This window comes from Alcanivorax sp. (assembly GCF_051117345.1).
Classification (GTDB): Bacteria; Pseudomonadota; Gammaproteobacteria; order Pseudomonadales; family Alcanivoracaceae; genus Alcanivorax.
On record NZ_JBNPEC010000010.1, the window covers coordinates 1 to 25,124 of the forward strand.

A 25,124-nucleotide genomic window follows, 5' to 3' on the forward strand; every position below is an offset into this window, starting at 1 on the left:
GTGAAGGACATGCGGTAACCACCCCCTTCGCGGGCATCCATTTCATGGATCTTGCCGGTAAAGCCATGGGGCGGCAGCCATTTGACCATGGCGTCGGCATCGAGAAAGGCGCGATAGACGCGGTCGGGGGTAGCGCGCAGGACGCGGTGAAGGCGGACAGTATTGCCGGGCATGATGATTCTCCTTGTTGAGTGTGCTGCCTCCTTTCATGGAGGGCTCGTTGTCTTATCGAACCGGGCAGCCATTATTCGACAGGACGATGTCCACTCTGACGTTGATCCGGATCGCCATCTGCGAGGCCGACCACAAATCAATTAAACTGATGCAAACACGCAAAAAAGTGCCATTTCTTATCGCTGATACAGATCATATAGTCACCTCATCAACGGGCAGACACTGAGGCCTGCCCCGAGGAGAACACCATGATCGAGCTGCGCACACGTAACGAGTTAGGCCATGCCCAACACGGCTGGCTGGATACCCGACATCACTTCTCCTTCGCCAACTACCATGATCCGGCAAGGGTGCACTGGGGGGATTTGCGGGTGTGGAACGATGACACCATCGCGCCGCACACCGGCTTTGCGCCACATTCCCACCGGGAGATGGAAATCATCACCTATGTGCGCAAGGGAGCGATTACCCACCAGGACAGCCTGGGGAACAGTGGTCGCACCGAAGCCGGCGATGTGCAGGTAATGTCCGCCGGCACCGGGATCACCCACAGCGAGTACAACCGCGAGGACACGGAGACACAGATCTTCCAGATCTGGATCATTCCGAACGCCACCGGGCTGCCGCCCACCTGGGGCAGCAAGCCGTTCCCGAAGGCTTCTCGCGACGGGCACTTTGAAGTGCTGGCCAGCGGTTACCCGGACGATGGGGACGCCCTGGCGATCCAGGCGGATGCGCGGGTGGTGGCGGCAACTCTGAGCCAGGGTCAGGACATCGAGTATGTCCTCGACCCGGCGCGCAAGGTCTACCTGGTGCCTGCCAAGGGACGGGTGCGGGTGAATGGGGTGCTGGCTGAAACCGGCGACGGCCTGGCCATCAGTGACGAAGCCCGCCTGACGGTACTGGCAGAAGCAGACAGCGAGATCGTGCTGGTGGAAACCGTCTAGGAAAGAGGCAATCGATGCGTAGGGTGGATTAGCCTCAGGGGTAATCCACCTTCCTTGCGGTCACCCAACCCTGCCAAACGACATGGTGGATTACGCCTTCGGCTAATCCACCCTACCCCCAAAAGAAGGCCCGGATTTTTTCCGGGCCTTTCGCTTTTCCTGCATTACTGATCCGACTTTTTCTGCAACGTCGTTTCCAGTGAGGCAATCTTGGCGTGCATGGTGCGCATCAGGTCGAGCATTTCCTGGCGCTCGTCGTGGGCGATCTGGTTGTTGGCGTCCCGCTCGGCGCGCAGTTCGCTTTCATGCACTTCCTGGGTGGCACTGACGATGATGGCGATGAACAGGTTCAACACCATGAAGCTGGAAATCAGAATGAACGGCACGAAGAAGATCCAGGCCATGGGATAGACGGCCATTACCGGCCGGGCAATGCCCATGGACCAGCTTTCCAGAGTCATGATCTGGAACAAACTGTAAATGCTCGCCCCAAGGGTGCCGAACCACTGCGGGAATGCCTCACCAAACAGCTCGGTACCCATTACCGCAAAGATGTAGAACATCATCAGCAACAGCGCTGCGGTCCAGCCGATGCCGGGTAACGCCTGCATCAGGGACTCCACCAGCATGCGCAGCCGTTTCACCGATGACAGCAGCCGCAGCACCCGCAAGATACGCAGGCTCCGCAGAATCGCCAGGGGGCCGGACGCCGGCGCCAGGGAGATGGCGACAATCAGAAAATCAAACACGTTCCAGCCGGAACGGAAAAAGCGCGGCCCGAAGGCGACCAGCTTGAGCACAATTTCCAGCACGAAAACCGCCAGCACCATCTGGTTGAGCAGGTTCAACCACTGCCCTGCCCGCTCCTGTGCCACAGCGGAGGTTTCCACACCGAGAATAATCGCATTGAGCAGGATCAGAGCGGTAATGGTGTTACCGAACAACGGGGTATTGAGCCAGGTGGCCAGGCGCTGTCGCCAGCCATCGAGGGATACGGAAGTTGAAGAGGCCTGCATGGACAATCACCGAATAATCCAGGAGGCGCGAGTATACCTGATACGACAGGGGGGATTGGTAGGGCCCGTTGGCGCCAAGCTCGCATGGCGAAAGGTCGGGATTGGCATCCAAACCTTTCGCTTTGCTCACAAAGCGCCAACAGGAAAGTACGCTTTCAGTCTTCCAGGGTAACCACAGGCTCCCAGACACCGTCGGTGACTTTGGAGAGAATCATGTCATTACCGGCACGGTGGTTGGTGGGGCTCATCTTGATGTCCACCCCGGTGACCGGGTCGCTGAAGTCCAGGGACTCCATGGCCGCCAGGAAAGAGTCGGTGGTCAGATCCGGCCCGGCCTTGCGCAGTGCCTCTATGGTCACCATGGCACCGACACGGCCCAGCACTGCGCCACCGCTGGGTACCGAGCCATACTGCTCCTGGTACTCATCCGCCCATTGTTTCGCTTCCGGCACATCCTTCATGCGACTAACAATATCCTGCCAGGGGGAGACGCCGTAGAGCCCTTCGGTGACACCACCCGGCGCCGCCGCTACCGCGGAATGGAAGCCAGCCTGGGAGACCACGAACTTCACGTCATCCCAGCCCATTTCCTTGGCGGTGGCCACCACGGAAATGATCGGCCGCACCGGCAAGGCCACGGCCACCAACTGACAACCGGCATCCTTCAGGCGCGCCAGGGTACCGGTGAAATCACTTTCGTCCGGGCGGTGTGAAGTGCTTTCCGCCAGGGTCAGGGTATCTTTGCCGGCGGCAGCATCGGTGATGGCCTGGTTCACTTCCTCGCCGAAATCCGAGGGAATGTACATCACACAGATTTTCTCGATGCCGTACTCATCGGTCATCCAGTTGACGCCTTTCAGTACCCCTTCATGGTAGCTGGGGCCGAAAACGAAACGATGGGAAAAGTCGCCCTCTTCTTCCATCTGCCGGGACAGGGCCAGGGGAAGAATGCTGGGCACGTTATTACGGTCCATCAGAGGGAAGGCCGCCAGGTTATGGGGCGTGCCCAGGCTCATCACCATGGCGAATACTTCATCACGGCTGATCAGCTTGTTGGTGGCCTGGGTGGCCTTGGGCACCTGATAAGCATGGTCCTCAACGATGTAGCGGATCTCGCGGCCATGAATACCGCCTTCGGCATTCACCTCGGCAAACATGTCGTTGGCCACCTGCACCGCCGGTGAGGAAAACGCCGCAAAAACCCCGGACAGATCGTGCATGCCGCCCAGTTTGATTTCGGTATCACTGACACCACGCACCGACTCGGCGGCGGCGCTCTCTTCTTCCTTGTTATCACTGCACCCGATCAGGGTGGCTGCGGCAAGAGCCGCCAGGCAAAGCTTCTTCATGATGCACTCTCCTCTCGAATTCATTCAGTACATGGAATCAATCAGGTGCTTGTGTTTTTTCTCCACGAAGGAACGTTTCAGCTTCATGGTGGCAGTCAGCTCCTCATCTTCGGCGGTGAGCAGCACATCGATCAGGCGGAAATACTTGATCTGTTCCACCTGGGCGAACTGTTTGTTCACATCGGTAATGATGCTGTCGATCAGATCCAGCACCTCCTTGGCGCGACACAGGGAGGCGAAGTTGGAAAACGGTACCTGACGGTCTTGGGCATATTTCTCCACGTTTTCCTGATCGATCATTATCAGGCAGGTGAGATACTTGCGCTGATCTCCGATCACCACTGCATCGGAAATATACGGGGAGAACTTCATCCGGCTTTCGATTTCCGCCGGAGTGATATTCTTGCCACCGGCAGTGATGATAATGTCTTTCAAACGGCCGGTAATGGTTAGCATGCCGTCTTCCAGGCGCCCCACATCACCGGTGTGCAGCCAGCCGTCGCGGATGTCCTCGGCGGTCTTTTCCGGCTTGCGCCAGTAACCGGCGAACACATGGTCGCCATGCACCAGCACTTCCCCGTTGTCGGCAATGCGAACCAGGGTATCGGGTAGCGGCTCGCCCACGGAGCCGATCTTTGCCCGTTCCTTGCTGTTGAGCGATACCACGCCGGTGGTTTCGGTCATGCCGTAACCTTCATAGAGCGGCACGCCCAGGGCCTGAAACCAACGAATCAGATCCGGAGAGATCGGCGCGGCACCGGTGGTACCCCGACGCAGACGCGCCATGCCGATCAGGTCGCGCACATTGCGCAGCACCAGCAGATTCCAGAATTGGTAATGCAGCCAGGAAAGCGGTGAGCGTTTGCGCTCACAGTGCCAGCTATCCCCGGCAGCAAGCGCCCGGTCGAAACACCAGCGGCCGAAACCGGTGGCTTCGTCACGCAGGGTCATCATGGAGCTGTAGATCTTTTCCCACAGGCGCGGCACGGCGGCAAAGGTATTGGGCGACACTTCGCGCAGGTTCTCGAACACGGTTTCCGGGCTTTCCGCAAAGTTGACGGTACACCCCTTGAAGATGGGCACTTCCACTGACACCAACCGCTCCAGGATATGACACAGGGGCAGGAAGCAGAGCTGGTCGTCGCCCTCGTGGGCCTCCAGCACCTGCTCACCGGCAGCCAGCTGGAACAACACATTGCGGTGGCTGATCATGGCGCCCTTGGGGGCCCCGGTGGTGCCGGAGGTGTAGATCAACATGCGGATGTCATCGGGCTGACTGTGCGCAATGCTGGCGCTGAACTGGGCTTCTGCGTCGGGGATCTGTTCGCCCAAGGCGTACAGCTCATCCAGGAACATGACCATGGGATCATCAAAATCCCGCAGCCCCTTGCGATCGAACACGATCACTTTTTTCAGGGTGGGCACCTGGTCGCGCACGGTCAGGTACTTGTCCAGTTGCTCGTCGTTTTCCACAAACAGGAAGGCGGAACCGCTGTCGTTGACCAGGTAGGCCAGCTGCTCGGCGCTGTCGGTGGTGTAGACGCCGTTGCTGATGCCGCCGGCACCGGCGATACCCAGATCGCAGTAGAGCCATTCCTTGTTGTCTTCACTGAGAATGGATACCGGCTGTCCCCGCTCCAGGCCCAGGGACAGCAGCGCCACGCCGATGGCGCGGGCTTTTTCGTAATAGTCCTGCCAGCTGTAGCTCTGCCAGATGCCCAGGTCCTTTTCACGGTGCGCAATGCGCGCTCCCCGTTCCAGGCATTGCTGGCGCCACAGTTTGACCACGGTGTCGCAACCGTGGAGAAGGGTCGGTGCGTTATTGTTTGTTGTCATCATCAGCGCCAGGTCTTCTTTCGTTTCCAGCGTTTTTCCGGTCGGTCATCCCCCGCCGACTGGCCCAGATAGAATTCGCGAATGTCGTCGCTGGCAAGCAGGTCTGCGGCACTGCCATCCATAACGATACGGCCGGTTTCCAGCACATAGCCATGATCCGCCGTGTTCAACGCCACCTGGGCATTCTGCTCCACCAGCAACAGGGTCACGCCCTGCTCCTTGTTGAGCCGACGGATAATGGCAAAGATCTCCTGCACCAGCAGCGGCGACAGCCCCAGGGACGGCTCGTCCAGCAACATCAGTGAGGGTCGTGACATGAGCCCACGACCGATGGCCAGCATCTGTTGCTGGCCGCCAGACAGGGTGCCAGCAGGCTGGTTGCGGCGCTCCAGCAGAATCGGGAAATAGTCATAGACCATTTCCATGTCCTGGCGAATGCCCGCCTTGTCGCGGCGAATGTAGGCACCCATGGCCAGGTTTTCTTCCACGGTCAAAAACGGGAACACTTCCCGACCTTCCGGCACGTGGGCGATGCCCTGACGCACCAGGGCATCCGGTTCGCGCCCCTGGATCGCTTCACCGGCCAGGGTAATGCTGCCCTTGCGTGGCGCCAGGGCGCCGGAAATGGTTTTCATCAGGGTGGTCTTGCCGGCACCATTGGCGCCAAGGATGGCAACCACCTTGCCCTCGAACACATCGATGGATACCCCGCGCAGGGCCATCACCGGACCGTAGAAGGCTTCCAGGTTTTTCACCTGCAGCAGCGGCTGGGCATCATTCATGGTCTCTTTCTGCACTGCACTCATGAGGTTGCCTCCGTGCCCAGATAGGCTTCGATCACCTTGGGGTCCGCCTGTACCTCGGCGGCCGTGCCCATGGCCAGCGGCCGGCCTTCCGACACCGCCAGCACCCGGTTGGATACCCGCGATACCAGGCTCATGTCGTGCTCCACCATCAATACCGTCAGGCCCAGGTCTTTCTGCATGTCCTCGATCCACCAGGCCATATTCTGGGTTTCTTCCACACTCAGGCCGGAGGCCGGCTCATCCAGCAGAATCAGCTTTGGTCCGCTGGACAGGGCACGGGCGATTTCCACCACCTTACGCACCCCATAGGGCAGCCCGGCGATCAGCTTGTCCCGGTAGGCGGCCAGATCCAGGAAGTCGATCACCTCTTCCACCAGCAGACGGTGCTCCCGTTCACTGCGTCGCACCTTCGGCAAGAACAGCAGCTCTTCAAACCAGCGGGTATTGCGGCGGCAATGGCGACCGATCAACAGGTTCTGCAATACCGAGGAGTGATCAAAAAGCTCAATATTCTGGAAGGTGCGGGCGATGCCAAGGCCGGCTACCTTGTGCGCCGGCAGGCCGGTAATGTCCTGGCCATCAAACACGATCTGACCGCCGCTCGGTTCATAGAGACGGCTGATCAGGTTGAAGATGGTGGATTTCCCTGCCCCGTTGGGGCCAACCAGGGTGAACACTTCGCCGGGCTCCACGGTGAAGCTGACACCGTCCACCGCTTTCACGCCGCCGAAGGAAATGGAGAGATCCTTTACCTGTAACAGACTCATCGTTGGCGCTCCGTTTTCAGGTAGGTGCGGGTGCGGCGGAACATGCCCTTGCGATACAACGGGAACAGCTGAATCCAGGTACGCACCTTGAACCAGACGCCATAGAGCCCGCGTGGTTCGTAAATCACCATAAGCAGAATCAGCAGGGCAAACAGGGCGGTATCCATGCCCGGGTAGGCGGCGATCTTGATGCCCGCGGCGTTATCAAGAAAGTCCCGGGCGATGGCGATAAGCTGTGGCAGCAACACCACCACAATGGCGCCGAAGAAAGCCCCGTGCACGGAGCCCAGCCCGCCGATGACCACCTGCAGCAGCAGGGTAATAGAGATCAGCACCAGGAAACTTTCGTAATTCACCGCCTGGGCCAGGTGAGCATAGAGCGCCCCGGCAAGACCGGTGATGGCGCAAGACAGGCTGAAGGACAACGTCTTGGCACGGGCTACATTGACCCCCAGGGCCCGGGCGGACACTTCACTGTCACGCACGGCCAGGAAGGAACGGCCGGAGGCGCTGCGCAGCAGGTTCAGGTAACCCAGGGTGACCAGCACCAGCACTGCCAGGCACAGATAGTAGAAGGCTTCCGGGGTAGCATAACGATCGATCTCCATGCCGAGCATGGTGATCGGTGGCGCAAACACCCCGGCCACCCCACCGGTAATCGGCTCGGCGATAATCGCCACGTCCTCGATAATAATACTCAGCGCCAGGGTGGCGATGGCCAGATAGATGCCGCTCATGCGCAGGATCGGCCGGGAAATGATGGCGCCGATAACCCCGGAGGTGACCGCGCTGGCCAGCAGGGCGGGAATGAAATGCCAGCCGCGCAACATCAGCGCCAGGTTGGTAAAGGCACCAATGGCCATAAAGGCCGCATGCCCCAGGCTGACCTGGCCGGTGTGGCCGCTGATCAGCATCAACCCCAACCCCGCCAGGGACCACACCAGCACGGCCGTCAGCTCGCCCAGATAGTAGGTGCCCAGCAGCCAGGGCGCGGCCAGCAGCAGCGCCATGAGGATGGCGTACTGGATCAGGTGCCAGCGCCCTTCAAACAGATTGATATCGTCGTCGTAACGGCTTTTGAATCGGTTGCTCATGGCCTACACCTTCTTCTGGCTGATCTGCGCGAACAGGCCGCCGGGGCGCAGGATCAGCACCAGCAACATCAACACATAGGGGGCAATCTGGCCGACGCCGGAAGGCAGATAGCGGCCAGCGAACGGCTCCACGATGCCCACCAGCAGGCCGCCCAGCAGCGCCCCGGGCAAGGAACCCAACCCGCCGATGACCGCTGCGGCAAACGCCTTGATACCGAACAGCAGCCCCACAGAAGGCTCCACCGCCCCCTTGGCGGCAAACATGACCCCGGCAATGGCCGCCACCACCCCGGACAGGGCCCAGACAATGGCATTGATGCGCTTTACCGGGATGCCCATATAGTAAGCCGCCATCTGGTTCTGGCTGCTGGCCTGCATAGCCACGCCAAGACGGGTGCGGGAAAAGAAGAAATAGAGAATGGCGGTAAGCGCCACGGTGGTAATGATGATCACCGCATCCACCACCGGAATCATCAGTTCCCCCACCGTCCAGACCAGGCCGATAAAGGGGGTTTCCAGGGAGGTGGGATCATGGCCCCAGATTACCCCGGCCACGAAACGGATCAGAAAGCCCAGCGCGATGGTAAGAATGACCATGGCAAATTGCGGCTGACCGAAGATGGCGCGCAACACGAAACGATCGAGGAGGTAGCCGAACAGGCCCAGGATCAACGCCGCCAGCGTAATGCCGACCAGAAAAGGCAGATCCGCGTAGCTGGTGTTGATGAAGGTAACGCCGAGAAAGGCCCCCAGCATCATCATGTCGCCCTGGGCGAAGTTGACCGCTTCGGATGCCTTGTAGATCAATACAAAACCCAGTGCCAACAGCCCGTAAATACAGCCATTGGCAATCCCGCCGACCAGCAGCTGGAGTATATCCATGGTCCCTCTCTCCCGGGGAGTTATTATTCTGGTGTTTTTTTTATTCAAGTAGTCCCGAGCCTATCGGAAGTCCGACATTCTCACCAGTATGTAAAATGTAACAGAACCTGAAGACGCCATGACAACGATGGGATCATCCTTCTTCCGCCAAGTTGTGCACACTTGCTGTCAACGGCGTTACCAGATTCAGCGGGCGCAGCCCCGTTCTTCCAGAAGCTGCTGCAAGGAGGCTGCATCGATCTGCAGGTTGAAATGCGCCGGACCAGGCTCTCCCAGCCACAGATAGCGGATCTCCACTTGATACTCGGGCTGTGGAGATGCCTGATGGTGCGCCGCCAGCCTGTTCGCCAGATTGACAAGGCGTTTGCGGGCCAGCTGGTCCTCACTGACAGGCAGCCCCGTCTGCCTGTCGGCTTCCGTAAACAGCCATTGGTACCAGGCACACCACTCTTTTCTTTTTTCAATATCCGGCTTGCCGGCAAGCCATTGCGGGACACCACCGGCAGCCCCTGTATTCACCATCGCCATCAATAAAAGAAAAATCCACGGCCTCATTGTTTTATTCCATCCACCAACGTTTTTCCTGTTGATGCCTTGCTGTGCTGTTTGTTTCAGCGGGAAGGCTGACTGTCACTGAAACACCTTTGTCCCTGCAGCATCTTTACAGACAGAACAGACAACAGAGGCCACGATGACAGATAAACCGTATTTTCGCCTTTACCGGCCTGGAGATTTCCAGGCGTTGGTCACCATGGTTATGGCGCTTTACCGTGAAGACCCGCCGGGGGAAGCCATGAATGCAACAAAGGTAACGCACACCGTGACGGCGTTAAGTCGAGCGCCGGAGAAGGGACGTATCATGATTTTTGATATGGACGATGAGGTGGTGGGCTATGCCATTGTGATTCATTGCTGGAGCAATGAATTCAGTGGCGATATCCACCTTCTGGATGAAATATACATCACACCGCACAAGCATAACCTCGGTATTGGCACGGCTTTTCTGCAGCATCTGCTTAAGCAGATGGGCGAATCCGCCATAGGATTAAAGGTGGAGATCACTCCTGATAACAACAGGGCTCGCCGCTTCTATGAAACCCTGGGGTTTACTGCGGCCACCAACCGGCACCTGTTCATGCCCTTACCCCGGCATTGATGTCACACCGTCCAGTGCATGGCACAGCCAGTCGACAAACAGGCGGGTACGGGCAGGCAACAGACCCGCATGGGGGTAGATCACATTCACCGGACGGACCGGCAATTCAAAATCGTCCAGCACCCGTACAAGGGTGCCGCTGCTCAATTCCTCGAGCACCTGATAGGACAAAAACATGCCAAACCCCATGCCGGCGACGCAGGCTTCAATGGCCGGAGCAATCTGGTTGAATTCCAGATTCCCATCAACCGGGACGGTGAACGTTTTGCCCTTTTCCCGAAAGCGCCAGGATCGCATGGCCCGGTGCGCCAGCACCGCCTTTCCCTGTTGCAAGTCCCGGGGGTGGAACGGCACGCCCTGGTGCTTCAGATAGACTGGAGCCGCCACCACCATGCGCCGCACATGACCGACCTGACGAGCCACCAGCGTCGAGTCCGGCAGAGGGCCGATACGCACCCCCACATCCAGCCCCTCCTGCAACAGGTCCACATTACGATCATTGAGTTCCAGCTGGCATTTCACCGCCGGGTAGCGGCGTACAAACCCGGTTACTGCCGGCGCAACAAAGCGCTGACCGAACTGCACCGGCGCGGTAATTCTCAGGGTGCCTCCCGGCTCTATCTGCCCGGCACGAAGGACGGCCTCCGATTCATCAATGGCAGACAGGATGGTACGAGTCTGTTCCAGGTAGTGCTGCCCTTCCGCCGTCAATGACAACCGGCGGGTGGTGCGATTAAGCAGGCGGACCCCCAGATGGGATTCCAGGTCCGCCAGCAGGCGCACCACCGCCGGCAGCGAGCAGTTCAGGGAACGGGCGGCCGCCGTCAGGCTGCCATCACTAGCGATTTGTACGAAGGTGCGCATGGCACGGAGTTGGTCCATGGGTACAGATTATTCCGATTTTCGGATTAGTGAAATCAAAAACCGGGTATTTATTCCACTTCCAGAATTTCCAACACTGGGGGCTCCCTCATGCCGAAACTGGAGACATCATCATGACCGCCACCGAATCGCACCCTATCCGCCTGTACCAGTTTCCCCTCTCCGGCCATAGCCACCGGGTGCTCCTGTTCCTGTCCCTGCTGGATGTACCCCATGAAACGGTGTACGTGGATTTGCCCGGCAATGCCCACAAGAGTGCCGACTTTCTGGCCATGAACCCCTTCGGGCAGGTGCCGGTCATTAATGACAACGACACCATTCTCGCCGACGCCAATGCCATCCTGGTGTATCTGGCCAGCCGCTATGACAACGGTCGCTGGCTGCCAGAGGAGCCGGTAGCTGCGGCGCATATCCAGCGCTGGCTTTCCGTGGCGGCCGGGCCGCTGTATCTGGGCCCTTGCTGCGCACGGCTGGCCACCCTGTTTGGCGCCGACATCGATACCGACAGGGCCATCCGCCAGTCCCATGACCTGCTCACGATCATGGACGCCGAGCTGACGAAATCGGATTTCCTCACCGGCAACACGCCCACCCTGGCCGACATTGCCATGTACAGCTACACCGCCCACGCGCCAGAGGGCAACATCTCTCTGGCGCCTTACCCGCGGGCACGGCAATGGCTGTCGCGGATCGAGGCACTGCCCGGCTTTATCGCCATGGACGCCTCACCGGTAGGCCTCAACACTCAGGAAAAACAGGCATGACATCCCCGGACCCGGCCCCGGCGTTTCACCCGGGAGAGCAGCAACTGCAACAACGCCTGGGCGTCAGGGACAAGATGGCGGCGATCGGTCAGCGGGTGATCCGTGACTATATGCCAGAGCAGCACCGCACGTTTTTCTCACAGTTGCGGTTGCTGCTGATCGGCACACTGGACGGGGAAGGCCAGCCCTGGGCCCTGTTGTTCACCGGTCCCGATGGCTTTATTACCTCGCCGGACTCAAGCACCCTGTGCCTGACCAGCACCGCCATTGCCGGCCCCCATCCAGGCGGTATCGTTCTGGAAACAGGCGCACCGATCGGGTTGCTGGGGCTGGATTTTGCGACCCGGCGACGTAACCGGGCCAACGGACAGATACTTTCCCGCCACGACGATCACGTCGAGATTCGGGTCACCGAGAGTTTCGGTAACTGCCCGAAATATATTCAGTCCCGACAAGGCGAGCCCGGCTCCGCCCACTTGCTACCCGGGGAACAACATCATGCCTGCACACTGGATGACCGGGACCAGCAATGGATTGCCGAAGCGGATACCTTTTTCATTGCGTCGTCTTTTCCCCCTGGCAACAGGAGCGGTCGTGCCGGGGTGGACATCTCTCACCGGGGCGGCAAACCCGGCTTTGTTGAGGTGATCGACAACCGGCATCTGCGTTTCCCCGACTATGCCGGCAATCATTTTTTCAACACGCTCGGCAACCTGACACTGCATCCTCGTGCCGGCTTGCTGTTTATCGATTTCGACCATGGAGATCTGCTTTATCTGGCGGTAGATGCGGCTGTCATCTGGAACAAGGACAGCCAGAGCCACAGTATTGAACTGACGGTCCGGCAGCGCATCCGGGTGGCGGCCGCCCTGCCCTGGCAATGGCAACCGCCGGACTATTCCCCGTTCCTGTGACCCGGGGTCACCCACGGCGCCCAACGGCGATAACGGTGGAATGCAATCTCGCCGATATGCAACTGCCCATCGCGCTGAAAGCCCAGGCGCCGCATCCCCTTTACCCGGACCCTGCCGGGCGGCAGCAAGGCGGTAACGGAAGTCAGCCCCATGTCGTCAAAGGCAATGTGGAGCATCTTGTGGCACACAGCACTGCCAATACCCCAGTACTCGACTGCCAGCACCAGGGCAAGATCCGCCTCTCCCTGCTCATGCTGAAAACCACCCCACCCCGCGAAGCCACCCTTCACATGGATCGACCAGGGGCCATAGCCATGTTCCTGCCACTGGCCTTCCTTCTCAACCACCCACCGCCGGCATGTTGCTTCATCAAACTCTTCACGGCCCAGCGGAAGATGGCGCAGCACACGGGGATCATTGTGCAAAGCGATCAACTCGGCGTGTGGAACATCGCCCAGGCGACCGAGTGTCAATGAGGATCGGCGATCCCGGCTTTCAGCTTGTGCTAGATGCACTACCCCTTCTCCTGTTGGGCCAGCAAGACACCGGCAATCTCGGCCAGGGTGTGCTGCTGCCCCTCAGTGAGAGGTTCTCCCATTCGTGCCTGGATTTCTGCGCCGTAGACCTGCCACATTTTTCGCAACAGCTCATTCCCGGAGTCGGTGAGCGACACCTGCTTGGCTCGCCCGTCACTGCCACAACCGCTGCGTGCCACCACGCCCTGCGCTTCCATGCGGTCGATCAGCCGGGACAGGTTGTGCTTGGGCAGCAGCACTTCCCGGGCGATGTCGGATTGGCGCAACCCTTCCGGCCCGGCACGGCTGACCTCCAGCAAAACGTCATACCAGTTGAGCGGAGGAAGCCCGGCGTTTTTCAATGCCTTTTCCACCTCCGCCAGCAGGCCGGCAGAGGCCTTCAGTAACCTGGCCCAGGCCAGGATCGTATGTTTGTCGGGTTTGTTTTTCATGGGAGTAGATTACGTCCATATAGTTGCAATCGCAACCAATAGCCGATAACTTAGTTGCAATTGCAACTAAAGGAGAAAGACATGAGCCTCTCAACCATCCCCCGTGACACCCTCAAACAAAGACTGGATCAGGGCCTCCCCACCACGCTGATAGAAGCCCTTCCCAAACGTTATTTCGATGATGGCCACTTACCCGGGGCGCTCAACATTCCCCACGACAAGGTCCGGGAAACCGCTTCGAGTCTGTTACCGGACAAGAACGCCTTTATCGTTGTCTACTGCGCCAATAGCCCATGCGCCAACTCCAGCCAGGCGGCGGTCACCCTGCACCAGCTTGGCTATACGCAGGTTCATGAGTATGTCGAAGGCAAGGAAGATTGGCGGGAAGCGGGCTACCCACTGGAAACGGCCTGACAGCCGGTTTGCAACAATGCCAGCCTGACTGCATCCATAACTGGACAGCAGCACACAATATGAGCGATCCATCTGTGTGATATCCCCGGCACACGTGGATCGCCACTCGCAGCGGAGCACTCTGGCATGGATACCCTGGATGACATCCTCGACACACTGAACCTGAAAGGCGCGCTGTATTTCCGTACCGACTTCTCTGCTCCCTGGAGTGTATCCGTGCCGGATCTGCCAGGCGCCGCCCGCTTTCACCTGGTCATCCAGGGGCAATGCCATGTGAGGCTGGAATGTGGCCGGTCACTTTGTCTCAATAGCGGGGACATGATCATGATCCCCCGTGGCAAGCGCCATATTCTTTCCGACAGCGCGACTCATTCCGCTCCCCCTCTTGAGGATGTGCTTGCCCATGTGAACTACGATGGCAAAGGCGTACTGACTCTTGGCCAAGGGGACCCAACCGCATCAACACAAATGGTTTGCGGGCACTTCACCTTTCGGCGCGGAGCGGACCATCCCCTGTTAAGAGCCATGCCGGACTCCATCCTGGTGTCTTCCGCCATGCGCGCTACGCAACCCTGGCTTGATGAGACACTTCGACTGATCACCCGCCGGGTCTTTACCGACAGTACCGGTTCCACCGCTGCGATTACTCGCCTTTCCGAGGTGGTTTTCGTGGAAGTATTGAGATTGGGAATTGCCGAAACACCGGCAATGTCAAAAATGCTGGAAGGTTTTCGGGATCGTTACATCGGCAAGGCCCTGCAACTCATGCACGCAGAAAGCACCGCACACTGGACGGTGGACTCGCTGGCACGAGAAATCGGCATGTCACGCAGCCGCTTCGCAGACCGCTTCCGCCATTATCTTTCCATGAGCCCCATGGCCTATCTGTCAGAATGGCGACTGCAACGGGCCTTGCCCCTGCTCGACAGCTCACAACACAGCGTGCAACAAGTCGCTAACCAATCCGGCTACCAGTCCCCCGCCGCTTTTACTCGTGCTTTTACCGGAAAGTTTGGTATTGCACCCAGCGAATATCGCCGCCAGGCAGGTTGATGCCTACGGCCTCTTTTCAGATAAAAACTTCACTCACTTTGCCTATCGTCCCGATCTATTTGCCGCTACACCCGAATAACGGCCGCTTTATTGTCCCAGGCTCCCTCGCGCACTACTTTCAAGAAGACTTCAACAACAAAGTAAAAGCGAGGACAACACCATGCAACGCATACCTGCCGTTGATATTGCGCACCCACCGGAACAGGCAGCCCCACTGCTTGCCGCGGTAAAAAGCAAAATGGGGATGGTTCCCAATCTGATGGCGACGCTGGCAATCGCGCCGTCTGCGCTTCAGGCCTACCTGGATTTTTCCGGCGATCTTCAGCAAGGAACGCTTCCCGCCCGGCTGTGCGAACAAATTGCCCTGGCCGTGGCAAACCGTAACGGCTGCCAGTACTGCGCCAGCGCACACGCCATGCTGGGCAAGCAAGCCGGCCTCACTGAAAACGACATTAGTAATGGCCTTGGCGGGGAAGCCAGTGACCCGCATGAAAATGCGGCATTGCGCTTCGCGCTGTCCGTTGTCGAGCGTCGCGGGCAAGTCAGCGACCGCGATCTGGGTGCCGTACGTGAGGCAGGTTTCGATGACAGTGAGATTGTGGAAATCGTTGCCCATGTCGTGCTGAACACGTTCACCAACTACCTGAACAACGTGGCAAACACGGACATCGACTTTCCCGTTGTATCACTGAAAACCGCGTAAAAAACCACTCAAAGGAGCCTTATCATGAAACTGAAAACCGCTTTTTCACCGCTGATCCTGGTCGCCCTGTTCGCTCTGCCTCTGCAACCGGCAATGGCTGAGGACGAATACAACACCACCTCAGGACTGACCGCCGCTGGGGCGCCTCTGGGTTTGCATGGCATCGACCCGGTCGCTTTCGTGAATCTGGGTAACCGGCAGCCGGGCATCGCCCAGTACACGGAAGTCCATGACAACGTGGCCTATTACTTCCAGACCAAGGAGAACCTGAAAGCATTCAAGAAAAATCCGCAGGCCTACCTGCCACAAAATGGTGGCTACTGCACCTTCGGGGTTTCCGTCGGCAAGAAGTTTGATGGCGACCCACGCTACGCAGATGTGGTCGACGGAAAACTTTATGTCTTTCTGAACGAAGAAATTTTCAACGCCTACCAGAAGGACAAGGCCGGCACCATTGCCAAGGCCGGCAAACAGTGGCCGAAGATTCGCAGCAAGGCAGCGGAATCGCTGTAACAGTTATCGGGCGCCCATGTGGCGCCCTTTACCGATGACACCTTTAGCAAGTCAGCAAAGAGGACAAACATTATGGAAGGCGTTTATTTCTATCTCATCCTGAGTGGCCTGCTCACGATTTCCCTATGGGTTCCCTACATTATCGCCCGCTTGTTTACCTGGGGACTGCCAGCGTTTCTTCACAGCTATCCCAACAACCCTCCCGAGCTTCCCGCCTGGGCACAACGCTCACAGCGAGTCCATCTGAATATGGTGGAAACCCTGCCGGCGTTACTGGCGGTTATCATACCGGCATTGGCACTGATGCCCTCCTCCATGGCTGATACGGTGGCGTTCTGGGTACAAGTGTTCTTCTATGCTCGGGTAACCCATGCCATTGTGTTCACCCTTGCGATTCCCTATCTGAGGACTTCCACCTATCTGGTTTCGTGGTTCGCGATCGTGATGATCGCCGTGCATACCTTGCGCATCATGCCACTACCGGCTTGAGGTCGTTTTCTTGCTGGGGAAATGACCGGGTTCCGACAGAAGCGACAAGTTCGGTTATGCTTGGCATCAAACAATGCAACGAAAGCCAGCCATGCCAATCCCCCCAGAGATCAATGCCATCGCCCGGGTCCTCAGCCGGGCGTTTTACCAGGATCCACTGTTTTCCTATTTCTTCCCGGATGACCAGCGCCGTCTGGCGCTGTCACAACATACCTTCCACTTCCTGACTCGCCATGCTCACCACCGGGGAGAAATCTGCACCACGCCGGGAACCGTGGACGGGGCAGCCGTGTGGCTGCCATCCCGGGCATTGCATCGTAGTGTGGTGGATATGATGCGCTTTGGTGCCCTGCCCATGTTGCGCCAGGGACCGGCGGCGGTGAAACGGCAGCTGGATGCCGGGGATGCCATGCAAAAGGTGCATGACGCGCTGATGCAAAAACCTCACGCCTACCTGTTATTGCTGGGGATTGATCCGCAGAAGCAGGGCCGGGGGTTGGCCACAAGGCTGTTGCAGCCGACGCTGGAGCGGCTGGATCGGGAAGGACTGCCTGCCTATCTGGATACCCATAACCCGGACAATGTGTCGTTGTACCGGCGCTTCGGGTTTGAGGTGGTGCATGAGGCGCTGATGCCGGGGACGGAGGTGCGGCATTGGGCGATGGTGCGGGGAAACTGCTAGCGAGGAACGAGTTGCGAAAGGCAAACTCCTACAAAGGTAGAGGCATCTTGCCTCACTCATTTCGGTGTGTGCTTTTCGCTACTCGTAACTCGTTACTCGCTCTACTTATACCTTTCAGCCCACGCCCTGGCTTTTCAGGTAATCGTCATAGCTGCCGTGGAAGTCGACGATACCGGTGGGAGTGATTTCAATAATCCGGGTGGCCAGGGAGGATACGAACTCCCGGTCGTGGCTGACGAACAGCAGGGTGCCCGGATAATTCTCCAGCGCCAGGTTCAGCGACTCGATGGATTCCATGTCCATGTGGTTGGTGGGCTCATCGAGCAGCAGGATGTTGGGCCGTTGCAGCATGATCTTGCCAAACAGCATGCGCCCTTGCTCTCCCCCGGAGATCACCTTCACGGATTTGCTGATGTCTTTCTGGGAAAACAGCAGCCGCCCCAGGGTACCCCGGATCGCCTGCTCATCATCCTTTTCCTGCCCCCACTGGTTCATCCAGGCGAACAGGTCCATGTCGTCGGCAAAGTCATGGGCGTGATCCTGGGCGTAGTAGCCCAGTTCGCTGTTTTCTGACCATTTCACCTCACCGGCAGTGGGCGCCAGGTCGCCGACCAGACAACGCAGCAGGGTAGATTTCCCCACCCCGTTGGGGCCGATAATGGCAATGCGCTCGCCCACTTCCACACGCAGGTCCAGGCCGGAAAACAGTTCCTGGTCAAAGGTCTTGGCCAGCCCTTTCACTTCCAGCGCGTTGCGGAACAACTTCTTGTCCTGCTCGAAAATGATGTAGGGGTTCTGGCGGCTCGAAGGCTTCACCTCGTCCAGCTTGATCTTGTCGATCTGCTTGGCACGGCTGGTGGCCTGCTTGGACTTGGATGCGTTGGCGCTGAAGCGGCTGACAAAGGTTTTCAGCTCGGCGATCTGCTGTTTCTTCTTGGCGTTGTCAGAATGCAGGCGCTCGCGGGCCTGGGTAGCAGCGGTCATGTATTCATCATAATTGCCCGGGTAGAGGCGCACCTCGCCGTAATCCAGGTCTGCCATGTGAGTGCAGACACTGTTTAGAAAGTGGCGATCGTGGGAAATGATGACCATGGTGCACTGGCGCTGGTTGAGCACGTCTTCCAGCCAGCGGATGGTATTGATGTCCAGGTTGTTGGTGGGCTCGTCCAGCAACATGATTTCCGGGTCAGCGAACAGGGCCTGGGCCAGCAGCACGCGCAGTTTCCAGCCCGGAGCGATTTCGCTCATGGGGCCAAAGTGCTGCTCCACCGGGATATCCAGACCCAGCAGTAATTCCCCGGCGCGGGATTCGGCGGTGTAGCCGTCCAGCTCGGCGAATTCCGCTTCCAGCTCGCCGGCGCGGATGCCGTCTTCCTCGCTCATTTCCGCCTTGGCGTAGATGCCGTCACGCTCTTCCTTGATCTTCCACAACTCTTCGTTGCCCATGATCACGGTATCCACCACCGAATATTTCTCGTAGGCGAACTGATCCTGACGCAATTTACCGATGCGCTCGTCCGGGTCCTTGGAGACATTGCCGGCGGACGGCTCCAGGTCGCCCCCGAGAATCTTCATCAGGGTGGATTTGCCGCAGCCGTTGGCGCCGATCAGGCCGTAACGGTTGCCGTTGCCGAATTTCACGGACACGTTTTCAAACAGCGGCTTGGCACCGAACTGCATGGTGAGGTTGGCGGTTGTGAGCAATGTTTTGTACCGGTTGGAAAAGCGAAAAGCGCGGCTGACAGGCGTCAACGGCGGCGGAGTGCGCGAAGCGCGCGCATTGTCGCACAGCCGCCGGCATCAGGACAGGGCCAGAAGCTGGTGTAGGGTGCACTGAGCCTAAGGCGAACTGCACCGATCAGGCGCCGGGTGGTGCAGTTCGCCTTAGGCTCAGTGCACCCTACGGGGAGATCAGGGCGGAAGAACGGTGCTAATAGCCGGTGAACAGCTCGGCGGATTCGCCTTCCAACACATAGCCGGCGGTGCCGTATTCGGTGTCCTGGCTGGACACCTTGAGGGTGCCTTCCAGCCACAGGGCCTCGAACACCAGATCCAGGGGCACGCCCTGCCCTTTCATCTTCACCAGGATGATCTGGTTACGGGGCGGCGGTGGCGTGTGGATACAGGCGCCGAAGTACGGCACCAGCAGGAATTCGCGCACGTATTCCTCGTCGCCATCCAGCGGCACCCCATAGCCGGGCAGACGCACCAGGGTGTTATCCAGTTCGGCCTTCAGGGGCGCTTCGCGCCAGGCTTTGTCGATGGCATCCATCATCTGCTCGCCACGGGCATCACCATCGTCCACGTCTTCCGGCGGTTTATCGCCATAGATCTTGCTGAACAGTTGCTCGTACACCACATTGGCGTCGTAGTCGGCGGGGACCAGGTCGTCCCATTCCAGCTCGCGGGCCGCCCAGCCCGGCAAGCTGATCAACAGACAAAGAAGGATGATCAGACTACGCATATCAGTTCCTCGGGGTCAGGCCATCGGCCAGGCTGTTGCGGAAGGCCTTTTCCGCCGGAATCAGGCCGGCCAGGGAACCGGCCAGCAGTATCGCCGCCAGGGTCGGCAATTCGCGCAGGGACAGGAAGGAGTCCGGCAGACGCAGGGACCATTCCGCCAGGGCCAGCGGCGCCAGCGCCCACTGTGCCACAAACAGCAACGTCAGCCCCAACAGGCTGCCAATCACCGTCAGGTACAGGCTCTCGCCGACGATCACGGCATAGACGGCAAGCCGCCCGGCACCGGCGGCGCGCAGCACCGCCAGTTCATGGCGGCGCCCTTCCAGGGCGGCCAGAATGGTGGACACCAGCACCAGTAGCGCCACCAGCAACACGGCCATGGAAGTGGCACGCAGGGCGTTTTCCCCCACCGCTGTCATGCGCCACAGCCGCTGCAGCTGGACACCGGGAATAATGGCGCTGAGCGGTTCTGCCTTATAGCGGGACAATTCCCGCTGCAGGCTGAGCACGGCGGTGCGCCGCTCCAGGCCCAGCATAACTGCATTGACCGAATCCGGAGTGTCGGCCCGTTGACCGGGCCGGGGCGGTAGCCCGGAACGAAACTGGCCGCCGCTATGAATGGCGGCCATACCGGCCAGGGAGATGTGCACACTCTGGTCCACCGGGGTGCCGGTGGCCGCCAACACGCCCACCACGGTAAAGGGGTGGTTGTCGTGCTCGATAATGGCCGGGCCACTGGCACCATGGGCCAGCACCATATCGTCACCGAGCTGATAGCCCAGCCGCTGGGCCACCGCACTACCGAGCACCACCTGATCCGCACCGGCAAACCATTGCCCGTCAGCCAGAGACAGCGTCTGATCCCGTCCATAGCGGTAATGGGCCAGGTAGCTGTCGTTGGTGGCCACCACCGGAAAGCCACGATGGGAATCCCCCAGGGCGATGGGAATCCACCACTTCACGTCCGAGTGGTCGGCCAGATGCTCCACCGTGTCCCAGCGGATGCCGGCGGTGGGGTCACTGAGCCGGAATACGCTGTACAACAGGATATTCATGGGGCCGCCCCGGGCGCTGACGATCAGATCGATGCCGGACACGGTGCTGGCAAAATTGGCGCGCACCTGGTGACGCAGCCGTTCAATGCCCACGATCATCACCAGGCTCAGGGCGATGGCTACCACGATCAAGGTGGCAGAGGTTTTGCGCGTGCGCAGGGAAGCGAGAACAATGTTAGGCAGCATCGTGCTCTCCTCCGTTCAGTGCCGAGAACGCGACGCTGCGGTGAAAATGGTCCGCCACCTGGTTGTCGTGGCTGACCATGAGCAAGGCACTGCCGGCATGTTCACAGTGCTCGCAGAGCAATGCCAGCAGGGTATCGCGGCTGTGGCTATCCAGGGCCGAAGTGGGTTCGTCGGCGATGATCAGATCCGGTTTGCCGAACAGGGCCCGGGCAGCCGCCACCCGCTGTTGCTGCCCGAAAGACAGCTGCCAGGCAGGCAGCGCTGACGTGGCCGCATCCAACCCCAGACGGGTAAGCAGATCTTGTGCTGCGACCCTGCGCTGCCTGGGGTTGCTGGCCACTTCTCGCTCACAGCGCCGCCGGGAAAAACCGGCACTGAGGCAGACGTTATCCACCGCGTTCAGATACGGCAGCAGGTTGAAGGCCTGGAAGATGACACCGATATGGTCCGCCCGGAAGGCGTCCCGCCGCCGCTGGGACAGGGAAGAAAACCGTTTACCTGCCACATGGATGTCGCCCTGCTGAGCCGGCCTGAGGCCGGTAATCAGTGACAACAAGGTGCTCTTCCCGCAACCACTGGGGCCATGAAGCAGCACCCGCTCACCGGCCCGCAGCACAAAGCGATCGATATGAATGAAAGACCGGGCTTGCCCCGGGTGCTGATAACGCAGGTTATCCAGTTCAAGGACCACAGTTACTCCAGGGGAATGCGGGTGTTACCGGGCGCCAGACGGATGGCCCCCTGTCCTTGCGGCAACAACAGGACCACTTCCGTGGTCAGCCCGGAAAAGGTGTCCAGAAATGGCAAGATAATACGGGTCAGCTCACCCGGGGACCGACACTGGAAGGTCCACTCCGCTTCCACATCCACATGATGGCTGTGGTCGTGGTCGTGGTCGTGAGAATCCACGTCCGGAAACAGCGACGTAACACGGCTGCGAGTGGCATGGTTGAGCAGACACTCTGCCGACTCGGGCAGTAACGGTTCACTCACCTGTTTCAGACGGTCCTCATAACGGACCTGGGCAGCGGCATCCGCGGGGGGCTGCTCAGTGCCGAGAATATCCATCAGTGGTGCGCGGAAACTGACCGTCAGACTCTCGCCTTCCAGCACCACGGCCGCTTTCGCCAGGCCATGTTGGTGCACTCCCGCAGCAACCGCCGGAAGGCTGGCCAGTAGTGACAGCCCAACCACCATTTCACGCAGTGCGAATCTCTTCATGATGCCCCTCGCAGTCACATTTCTTGCAGGCGCGAATATTGCCAATATGCGCAGTAACCAGACAGATTCCGACCAGAGTGGTGAGCAGTGGTTCCCACAGTGTGCCATGGAACGCCGATTCGAACACCGCAATCAGACACAACCCGATCAGAGCCATCAGACCGGGCAGCAACACCCAACGCCGTCGGTGGTGACGATAGCCGACCACCATGGCCAGTACGCTGACCGGCACGATAATGACCAGCAGCGCTTGATGAAACAGTTCCCCCATGCCGCCAAACAGGGACAGTAAACCGATGGCAAACAGCCCAGCTACGCTGGCGACACAATGGATCATACACAAACCGGACAGGGCGATCGCCGCCTGATCCAGACGTAAGCGGGACATGGTTGTCTCCAAAATCTTCAACGGGTTTTTGAATCGTTGGCACCTTGCAGGCAAGGCGCCAACCATCCCCGCAATCCGCGGGGATTAATGCGCAATACAGCTGGCGCAGCGGCCATGCACTTCCAGCAGAGGATTCTGCTGGGTCACAAATCCCAGGCTGTTGATGCTCTGCTGCAACTCGCTGATGGCCGCCCCCGCCATGGGGGTTTCCTGCACGGCACCACAGTCGTCACAGAGCAGGAATACGGTGCCCCGGTGACCGTGATGGCAGGTGATGTGATCGCAGGCCAGGTACTGGTTGGTGGAAGTGAGCCGGTGGGCCAAACCCTGTTGCACCAGAAAATCCAGCGCCCGGTAGATGGTGGGCGGCTGGGCGTTGCCCTGGTATTTCGCCTTGAACTGGTCCAGTAACTGGTAGGCACTCTGCGGGCCCGACTGGGCCAGCAGCAGCGCCATGACCTGGCGCCGCTGGGGGGTCATGCGCACGCCCTGCTCGCGGCAATGCTGTTCGGCGCTGGCGAGAATACGGTCGGTGCGGCTCATGACAGTCCTATATATCCAGTGTGACCAGCAGGCGTTGCTGACCGGGAGACACGGGCGGGGATCGGTGGACCACGCCCAAGCCCGGATTATCCCGCCAGGTGTCGCCTTTGAACAGGGCCACCTGACCGGCCTCTAGCTGTTGCACGCTGTCGGCAGCATAGCGGCCCTCCTGCTCTACCCCCGGCACCAACAGACCGGCAGGCACCGCCGGGGCCGGCAACCACTGGCTGCCCGGGCCACCGTAGGTACACAGCAAGCGCACGGGGATGCGATCCACATGGAAACGCGGGCACATGGGCTTTTCCAACGCAGTGACGCGCACCCCCACGCCACTCACGCCGAACAGGCAGGCCATCATGTCCGCCAGCAACATCAGGTCCTCACGCAGTGGTGCAAAATCCTCACCGGGCAGCGAGCGCTCGATGGAAACAGGCAGATCGGCCACATCCAGCCAGCTTTTTACCGCCAGCCTCTTCCGGCATGCCTGCTGCACAAGCTGCTGATCGATCGGGCTGCGCCGATCCCAGACTGCCACCTGCACCGGGTCCATCATCACATCGGCCAGAACGGCGGCATCATCACGCATGCTCAAACCCGGGGCCGCATAGGCCGCAGGCAATGTCCTTGCTTCTATCATCCGGCCATCTCCCACCGCGGGAACGGATCTTCCAGCTGCTGCCACAGTTCCTTGCCGGCGAGCATCTCTTCTTCCGTGAGCAGGCAGGCATCCAGGGCGTTGCGGGTCGCCTCCGGTTGCAGATTGTGGCCGATGAAAACCAGCTCCTGGCGCATATCACCGAAGGGTTCCTGCCATTTCTCCATGATCATGGCGCGGTATTCCGGGTCCGTGGGCCAGTTGTGGTCCGGTACGGTTTTCCAGAACAAACCTGCCGGGCCATGGTGGGCGATCTCCCCGGCCTGGCTCCAGTTGCCGGCAAATTGCGGGCGGCTGGCCAGCCAGAAAAAACCCTTGGAGCGCAACAGCGTGCCGTAGGGCCAGGGCTGTTGCAGAAAATCCCAGAACCGTTGCGGGTGGAAGGGGCGGCGGGCTTCATAGCTGAAGCTGCTGATGCCGTATTCCTCGGTTTCCGGCAAGTGTTCGCCGCGCATTTCCTTGAGCCAGCCCGGCGCCTGCTGGGCTTTTTCAAAATCAAACAGGCCGGTATCCAGCACCGCATCCAGGGGCACCATGCCATGCTTGATCGGTATCATGCGGGCTTCAGGGTTGAGCAACCGCAGCGTGGCGGTGAGCGTATCCAGCTCTGCCTCACTGATCAGGTCGGTTTTGCTGATCAACAACACATCGCAGAATTCCACCTGCTCCACCAGCAGGTCCACCACATTACGTTGGTCGTCCTCGCCCAGGCTTTCACCCTCTTCCTGCAGGGTGCGGGCACTGCGGTAGTCGCGCAGGAAATTCACCGCATCCACCACAGTGACCATGGTATCCAGCCGCGCCACGGTGGACAGGCTATCGCCGTTTTCGTCTTCGAAGGTAAAGGTTTCCGCCACCGGTAGCGGCTCGGAAATGCCGGTGGACTCGATCACCAGATAGTCAAAGCGCCCTTCCCGGGACAGCCGGGTCACTTCCAGAAGAAGATCTTCGCGCAGGGTGCAGCAGATGCAGCCGTTGCTCATTTCCACCAATTTTTCTTCGGCGCGGTTCAGGGACACCTCGTTGCTGACCAGGGCCGCGTCGATGTTGATCTCGCTCATGTCGTTGACAATCACGGCCACACGGAGCCCTGCACGATTATTCAGAATATGGTTAAGAACGGTGGTTTTGCCGGCGCCGAGAAAGCCCGACAGTACAGTGACGGGTAGCTGACGCACGGGGGCAGCTGGCTGGGTAGTCATGGA

Annotated in this window: 31 protein-coding genes; 10 read left to right on the forward strand and 21 right to left on the reverse strand. The window is 59.5% G+C overall.

Features of this window, described 5'->3' with window-relative positions; genetic code table 11:
* On the reverse strand, positions 1-173 hold a 173-nt coding region (locus tag ACFE0K_RS00830), incomplete at its 3' end, for an SRPBCC domain-containing protein (RefSeq protein WP_434534294.1).
* Between the two features lie 249 nt (positions 174-422).
* Between ACFE0K_RS00830 and ACFE0K_RS00835 the strand changes: the two genes are divergently transcribed.
* Positions 423-1,121, forward strand: coding sequence for a pirin family protein (locus ACFE0K_RS00835; protein WP_434534249.1), 699 nt, complete (start codon positions 423-425; stop codon positions 1,119-1,121).
* A gap of 164 nt (positions 1,122-1,285) precedes the next feature.
* On the opposite strand, the gene ACFE0K_RS00840 is transcribed toward ACFE0K_RS00835, so the two are convergent.
* The 8 genes from ACFE0K_RS00840 to ACFE0K_RS00875 all read right to left on the reverse strand — a co-directional run bounded on the left by ACFE0K_RS00840 (position 1,286) and on the right by ACFE0K_RS00875 (position 9,426).
* Positions 1,286-2,137 carry an ion transporter gene (locus ACFE0K_RS00840; protein ID WP_434534250.1) on the reverse strand — a complete coding sequence of 284 codons (852 nt, stop codon included), beginning with the start codon at positions 2,135-2,137 and terminating at the stop codon, positions 1,286-1,288.
* A gap of 155 nt (positions 2,138-2,292) precedes the next feature.
* Entirely contained in the window at positions 2,293-3,486 is a 1,194-nt protein-coding gene (locus tag ACFE0K_RS00845) for an ABC transporter substrate-binding protein (protein WP_434534251.1), read from the reverse strand.
* A 24-nt stretch (positions 3,487-3,510) separates the two neighbouring features.
* The gene (locus tag ACFE0K_RS00850; RefSeq protein ID WP_434534252.1) at positions 3,511-5,325 is read right to left on the reverse strand and encodes an AMP-dependent synthetase/ligase; all 1,815 of its coding nucleotides are present in this window, start codon (positions 5,323-5,325) and stop codon (positions 3,511-3,513) included.
* Entirely contained in the window at positions 5,325-6,128 is an 804-nt protein-coding gene (locus ACFE0K_RS00855; protein ID WP_434534253.1) for an ABC transporter ATP-binding protein, read from the reverse strand. The genes ACFE0K_RS00850 and ACFE0K_RS00855 overlap by 1 nt, the downstream gene beginning before the upstream one ends.
* The gene (locus tag ACFE0K_RS00860; protein ID WP_434534254.1) at positions 6,125-6,895 is read right to left on the reverse strand and encodes an ABC transporter ATP-binding protein; all 771 of its coding nucleotides are present in this window, start codon (positions 6,893-6,895) and stop codon (positions 6,125-6,127) included. Before ACFE0K_RS00860 ends, ACFE0K_RS00855 begins: the two co-directional genes overlap by 4 nt.
* Positions 6,892-7,989: a branched-chain amino acid ABC transporter permease gene (locus ACFE0K_RS00865; RefSeq protein ID WP_434534255.1), complete on the reverse strand. Its 1,098-nt coding sequence runs from the start codon at positions 7,987-7,989 to the stop codon at positions 6,892-6,894. Before ACFE0K_RS00865 ends, ACFE0K_RS00860 begins: the two co-directional genes overlap by 4 nt.
* Positions 7,990-7,992: 3 nt before the next feature.
* Positions 7,993-8,871, reverse strand: coding sequence for a branched-chain amino acid ABC transporter permease (locus tag ACFE0K_RS00870; RefSeq protein WP_434534256.1), 879 nt, complete (start codon positions 8,869-8,871; stop codon positions 7,993-7,995).
* A gap of 186 nt (positions 8,872-9,057) precedes the next feature.
* Positions 9,058-9,426, reverse strand: a complete 369-nt coding sequence (locus ACFE0K_RS00875; RefSeq protein ID WP_434534257.1) for a hypothetical protein — start codon at positions 9,424-9,426, stop codon at positions 9,058-9,060.
* A 136-nt stretch (positions 9,427-9,562) separates the two neighbouring features.
* Here ACFE0K_RS00875 and ACFE0K_RS00880 point away from each other — a divergent pair, with 136 nt between their 5' ends.
* Positions 9,563-10,027, forward strand: coding sequence for a GNAT family N-acetyltransferase (locus tag ACFE0K_RS00880; protein ID WP_434534258.1), 465 nt, complete (start codon positions 9,563-9,565; stop codon positions 10,025-10,027).
* On the opposite strand, the gene ACFE0K_RS00885 is transcribed toward ACFE0K_RS00880, so the two are convergent.
* Positions 10,013-10,909: a LysR family transcriptional regulator gene (locus tag ACFE0K_RS00885; RefSeq protein WP_434534259.1), complete on the reverse strand. Its 897-nt coding sequence runs from the start codon at positions 10,907-10,909 to the stop codon at positions 10,013-10,015. The two genes, ACFE0K_RS00880 and ACFE0K_RS00885, sit on opposite strands and share 15 nt — an antisense overlap.
* 113 nt (positions 10,910-11,022) lie before the next feature.
* Here ACFE0K_RS00885 and ACFE0K_RS00890 point away from each other — a divergent pair, with 113 nt between their 5' ends.
* Both ACFE0K_RS00890 and ACFE0K_RS00895 read left to right on the forward strand, forming a co-directional pair.
* Positions 11,023-11,673, forward strand: a complete 651-nt coding sequence (locus tag ACFE0K_RS00890) for a glutathione S-transferase family protein (protein WP_434534260.1) — start codon at positions 11,023-11,025, stop codon at positions 11,671-11,673.
* Positions 11,670-12,587, forward strand: a complete 918-nt coding sequence (locus ACFE0K_RS00895) for a flavin-nucleotide-binding protein (protein WP_434534261.1) — start codon at positions 11,670-11,672, stop codon at positions 12,585-12,587. Before ACFE0K_RS00890 ends, ACFE0K_RS00895 begins: the two co-directional genes overlap by 4 nt.
* On the opposite strand, the gene ACFE0K_RS00900 is transcribed toward ACFE0K_RS00895, so the two are convergent.
* Together ACFE0K_RS00900 and ACFE0K_RS00905 are read right to left on the reverse strand one after the other, a co-directional pair.
* Positions 12,569-13,102: a GNAT family N-acetyltransferase gene (locus tag ACFE0K_RS00900; protein ID WP_434534262.1), complete on the reverse strand. Its 534-nt coding sequence runs from the start codon at positions 13,100-13,102 to the stop codon at positions 12,569-12,571. The genes ACFE0K_RS00895 and ACFE0K_RS00900 overlap by 19 nt on opposite strands.
* Positions 13,102-13,554 carry a MarR family winged helix-turn-helix transcriptional regulator gene (locus ACFE0K_RS00905; protein WP_434534263.1) on the reverse strand — a complete coding sequence of 151 codons (453 nt, stop codon included), beginning with the start codon at positions 13,552-13,554 and terminating at the stop codon, positions 13,102-13,104. Before ACFE0K_RS00905 ends, ACFE0K_RS00900 begins: the two co-directional genes overlap by 1 nt.
* Before the next feature lie 81 nt (positions 13,555-13,635).
* Here ACFE0K_RS00905 and ACFE0K_RS00910 point away from each other — a divergent pair, with 81 nt between their 5' ends.
* The 6 genes from ACFE0K_RS00910 (at position 13,636) to ACFE0K_RS00935 (ending at position 17,408) form a co-directional block, all read left to right on the forward strand.
* Complete coding sequence (locus tag ACFE0K_RS00910) at positions 13,636-13,968, forward strand: rhodanese-like domain-containing protein (protein ID WP_434534264.1); 333 nt, start codon at positions 13,636-13,638, stop codon at positions 13,966-13,968.
* Positions 13,969-14,094: 126 nt separating this feature from the next.
* The gene (locus ACFE0K_RS00915) at positions 14,095-15,021 is read left to right on the forward strand and encodes a cupin domain-containing protein (protein WP_434534265.1); all 927 of its coding nucleotides are present in this window, start codon (positions 14,095-14,097) and stop codon (positions 15,019-15,021) included.
* A gap of 160 nt (positions 15,022-15,181) precedes the next feature.
* The gene (locus ACFE0K_RS00920; protein ID WP_434534266.1) at positions 15,182-15,724 is read left to right on the forward strand and encodes a carboxymuconolactone decarboxylase family protein; all 543 of its coding nucleotides are present in this window, start codon (positions 15,182-15,184) and stop codon (positions 15,722-15,724) included.
* 24 nt (positions 15,725-15,748) lie between these two features.
* Entirely contained in the window at positions 15,749-16,237 is a 489-nt protein-coding gene (locus ACFE0K_RS00925) for a YHS domain-containing (seleno)protein (RefSeq protein ID WP_434534267.1), read from the forward strand.
* A 72-nt stretch (positions 16,238-16,309) separates the two neighbouring features.
* Entirely contained in the window at positions 16,310-16,726 is a 417-nt protein-coding gene (locus ACFE0K_RS00930; RefSeq protein ID WP_434534268.1) for an MAPEG family protein, read from the forward strand.
* A 91-nt stretch (positions 16,727-16,817) separates the two neighbouring features.
* Positions 16,818-17,408: a GNAT family N-acetyltransferase gene (locus ACFE0K_RS00935; protein WP_434534269.1), complete on the forward strand. Its 591-nt coding sequence runs from the start codon at positions 16,818-16,820 to the stop codon at positions 17,406-17,408.
* Positions 17,409-17,522: 114 nt separating this feature from the next.
* Here the strand turns inward: ACFE0K_RS00935 and ACFE0K_RS00940 are convergent, their stop codons facing one another.
* The 9 genes from ACFE0K_RS00940 to zigA form a co-directional block, all read right to left on the reverse strand.
* Positions 17,523-19,112, reverse strand: a complete 1,590-nt coding sequence (locus ACFE0K_RS00940; RefSeq protein ID WP_434534270.1) for an ABC-F family ATPase — start codon at positions 19,110-19,112, stop codon at positions 17,523-17,525.
* 226 nt (positions 19,113-19,338) lie between these two features.
* Entirely contained in the window at positions 19,339-19,872 is a 534-nt protein-coding gene (locus tag ACFE0K_RS00945; RefSeq protein ID WP_434534271.1) for a DUF3299 domain-containing protein, read from the reverse strand.
* A gap of 1 nt (position 19,873) precedes the next feature.
* Entirely contained in the window at positions 19,874-21,112 is a 1,239-nt protein-coding gene (locus tag ACFE0K_RS00950) for an ABC transporter permease (protein WP_434534272.1), read from the reverse strand.
* Entirely contained in the window at positions 21,102-21,803 is a 702-nt protein-coding gene (locus ACFE0K_RS00955) for an ABC transporter ATP-binding protein (protein ID WP_434534273.1), read from the reverse strand. The genes ACFE0K_RS00950 and ACFE0K_RS00955 overlap by 11 nt, the downstream gene beginning before the upstream one ends.
* Before the next feature lie 2 nt (positions 21,804-21,805).
* Entirely contained in the window at positions 21,806-22,333 is a 528-nt protein-coding gene (locus ACFE0K_RS00960) for a ZrgA family zinc uptake protein (protein ID WP_434534274.1), read from the reverse strand.
* Positions 22,311-22,721: a MerC domain-containing protein gene (locus tag ACFE0K_RS00965; protein WP_434534275.1), complete on the reverse strand. Its 411-nt coding sequence runs from the start codon at positions 22,719-22,721 to the stop codon at positions 22,311-22,313. Before ACFE0K_RS00965 ends, ACFE0K_RS00960 begins: the two co-directional genes overlap by 23 nt.
* Before the next feature lie 84 nt (positions 22,722-22,805).
* Positions 22,806-23,264, reverse strand: a complete 459-nt coding sequence (locus ACFE0K_RS00970; RefSeq protein ID WP_434534276.1) for a transcriptional repressor — start codon at positions 23,262-23,264, stop codon at positions 22,806-22,808.
* Between the two features lie 7 nt (positions 23,265-23,271).
* Entirely contained in the window at positions 23,272-23,901 is a 630-nt protein-coding gene (locus ACFE0K_RS00975) for a DUF1826 domain-containing protein (RefSeq protein ID WP_434534277.1), read from the reverse strand.
* On the reverse strand, positions 23,898-25,121 hold the full coding sequence (gene zigA / locus ACFE0K_RS00980; RefSeq protein ID WP_434534278.1) for a zinc metallochaperone GTPase ZigA: 1,224 nt from the start codon (positions 25,119-25,121) through the stop codon (positions 23,898-23,900). The genes ACFE0K_RS00975 and zigA overlap by 4 nt, the downstream gene beginning before the upstream one ends.
* Positions 25,122-25,124 lie beyond the last annotated feature (3 nt).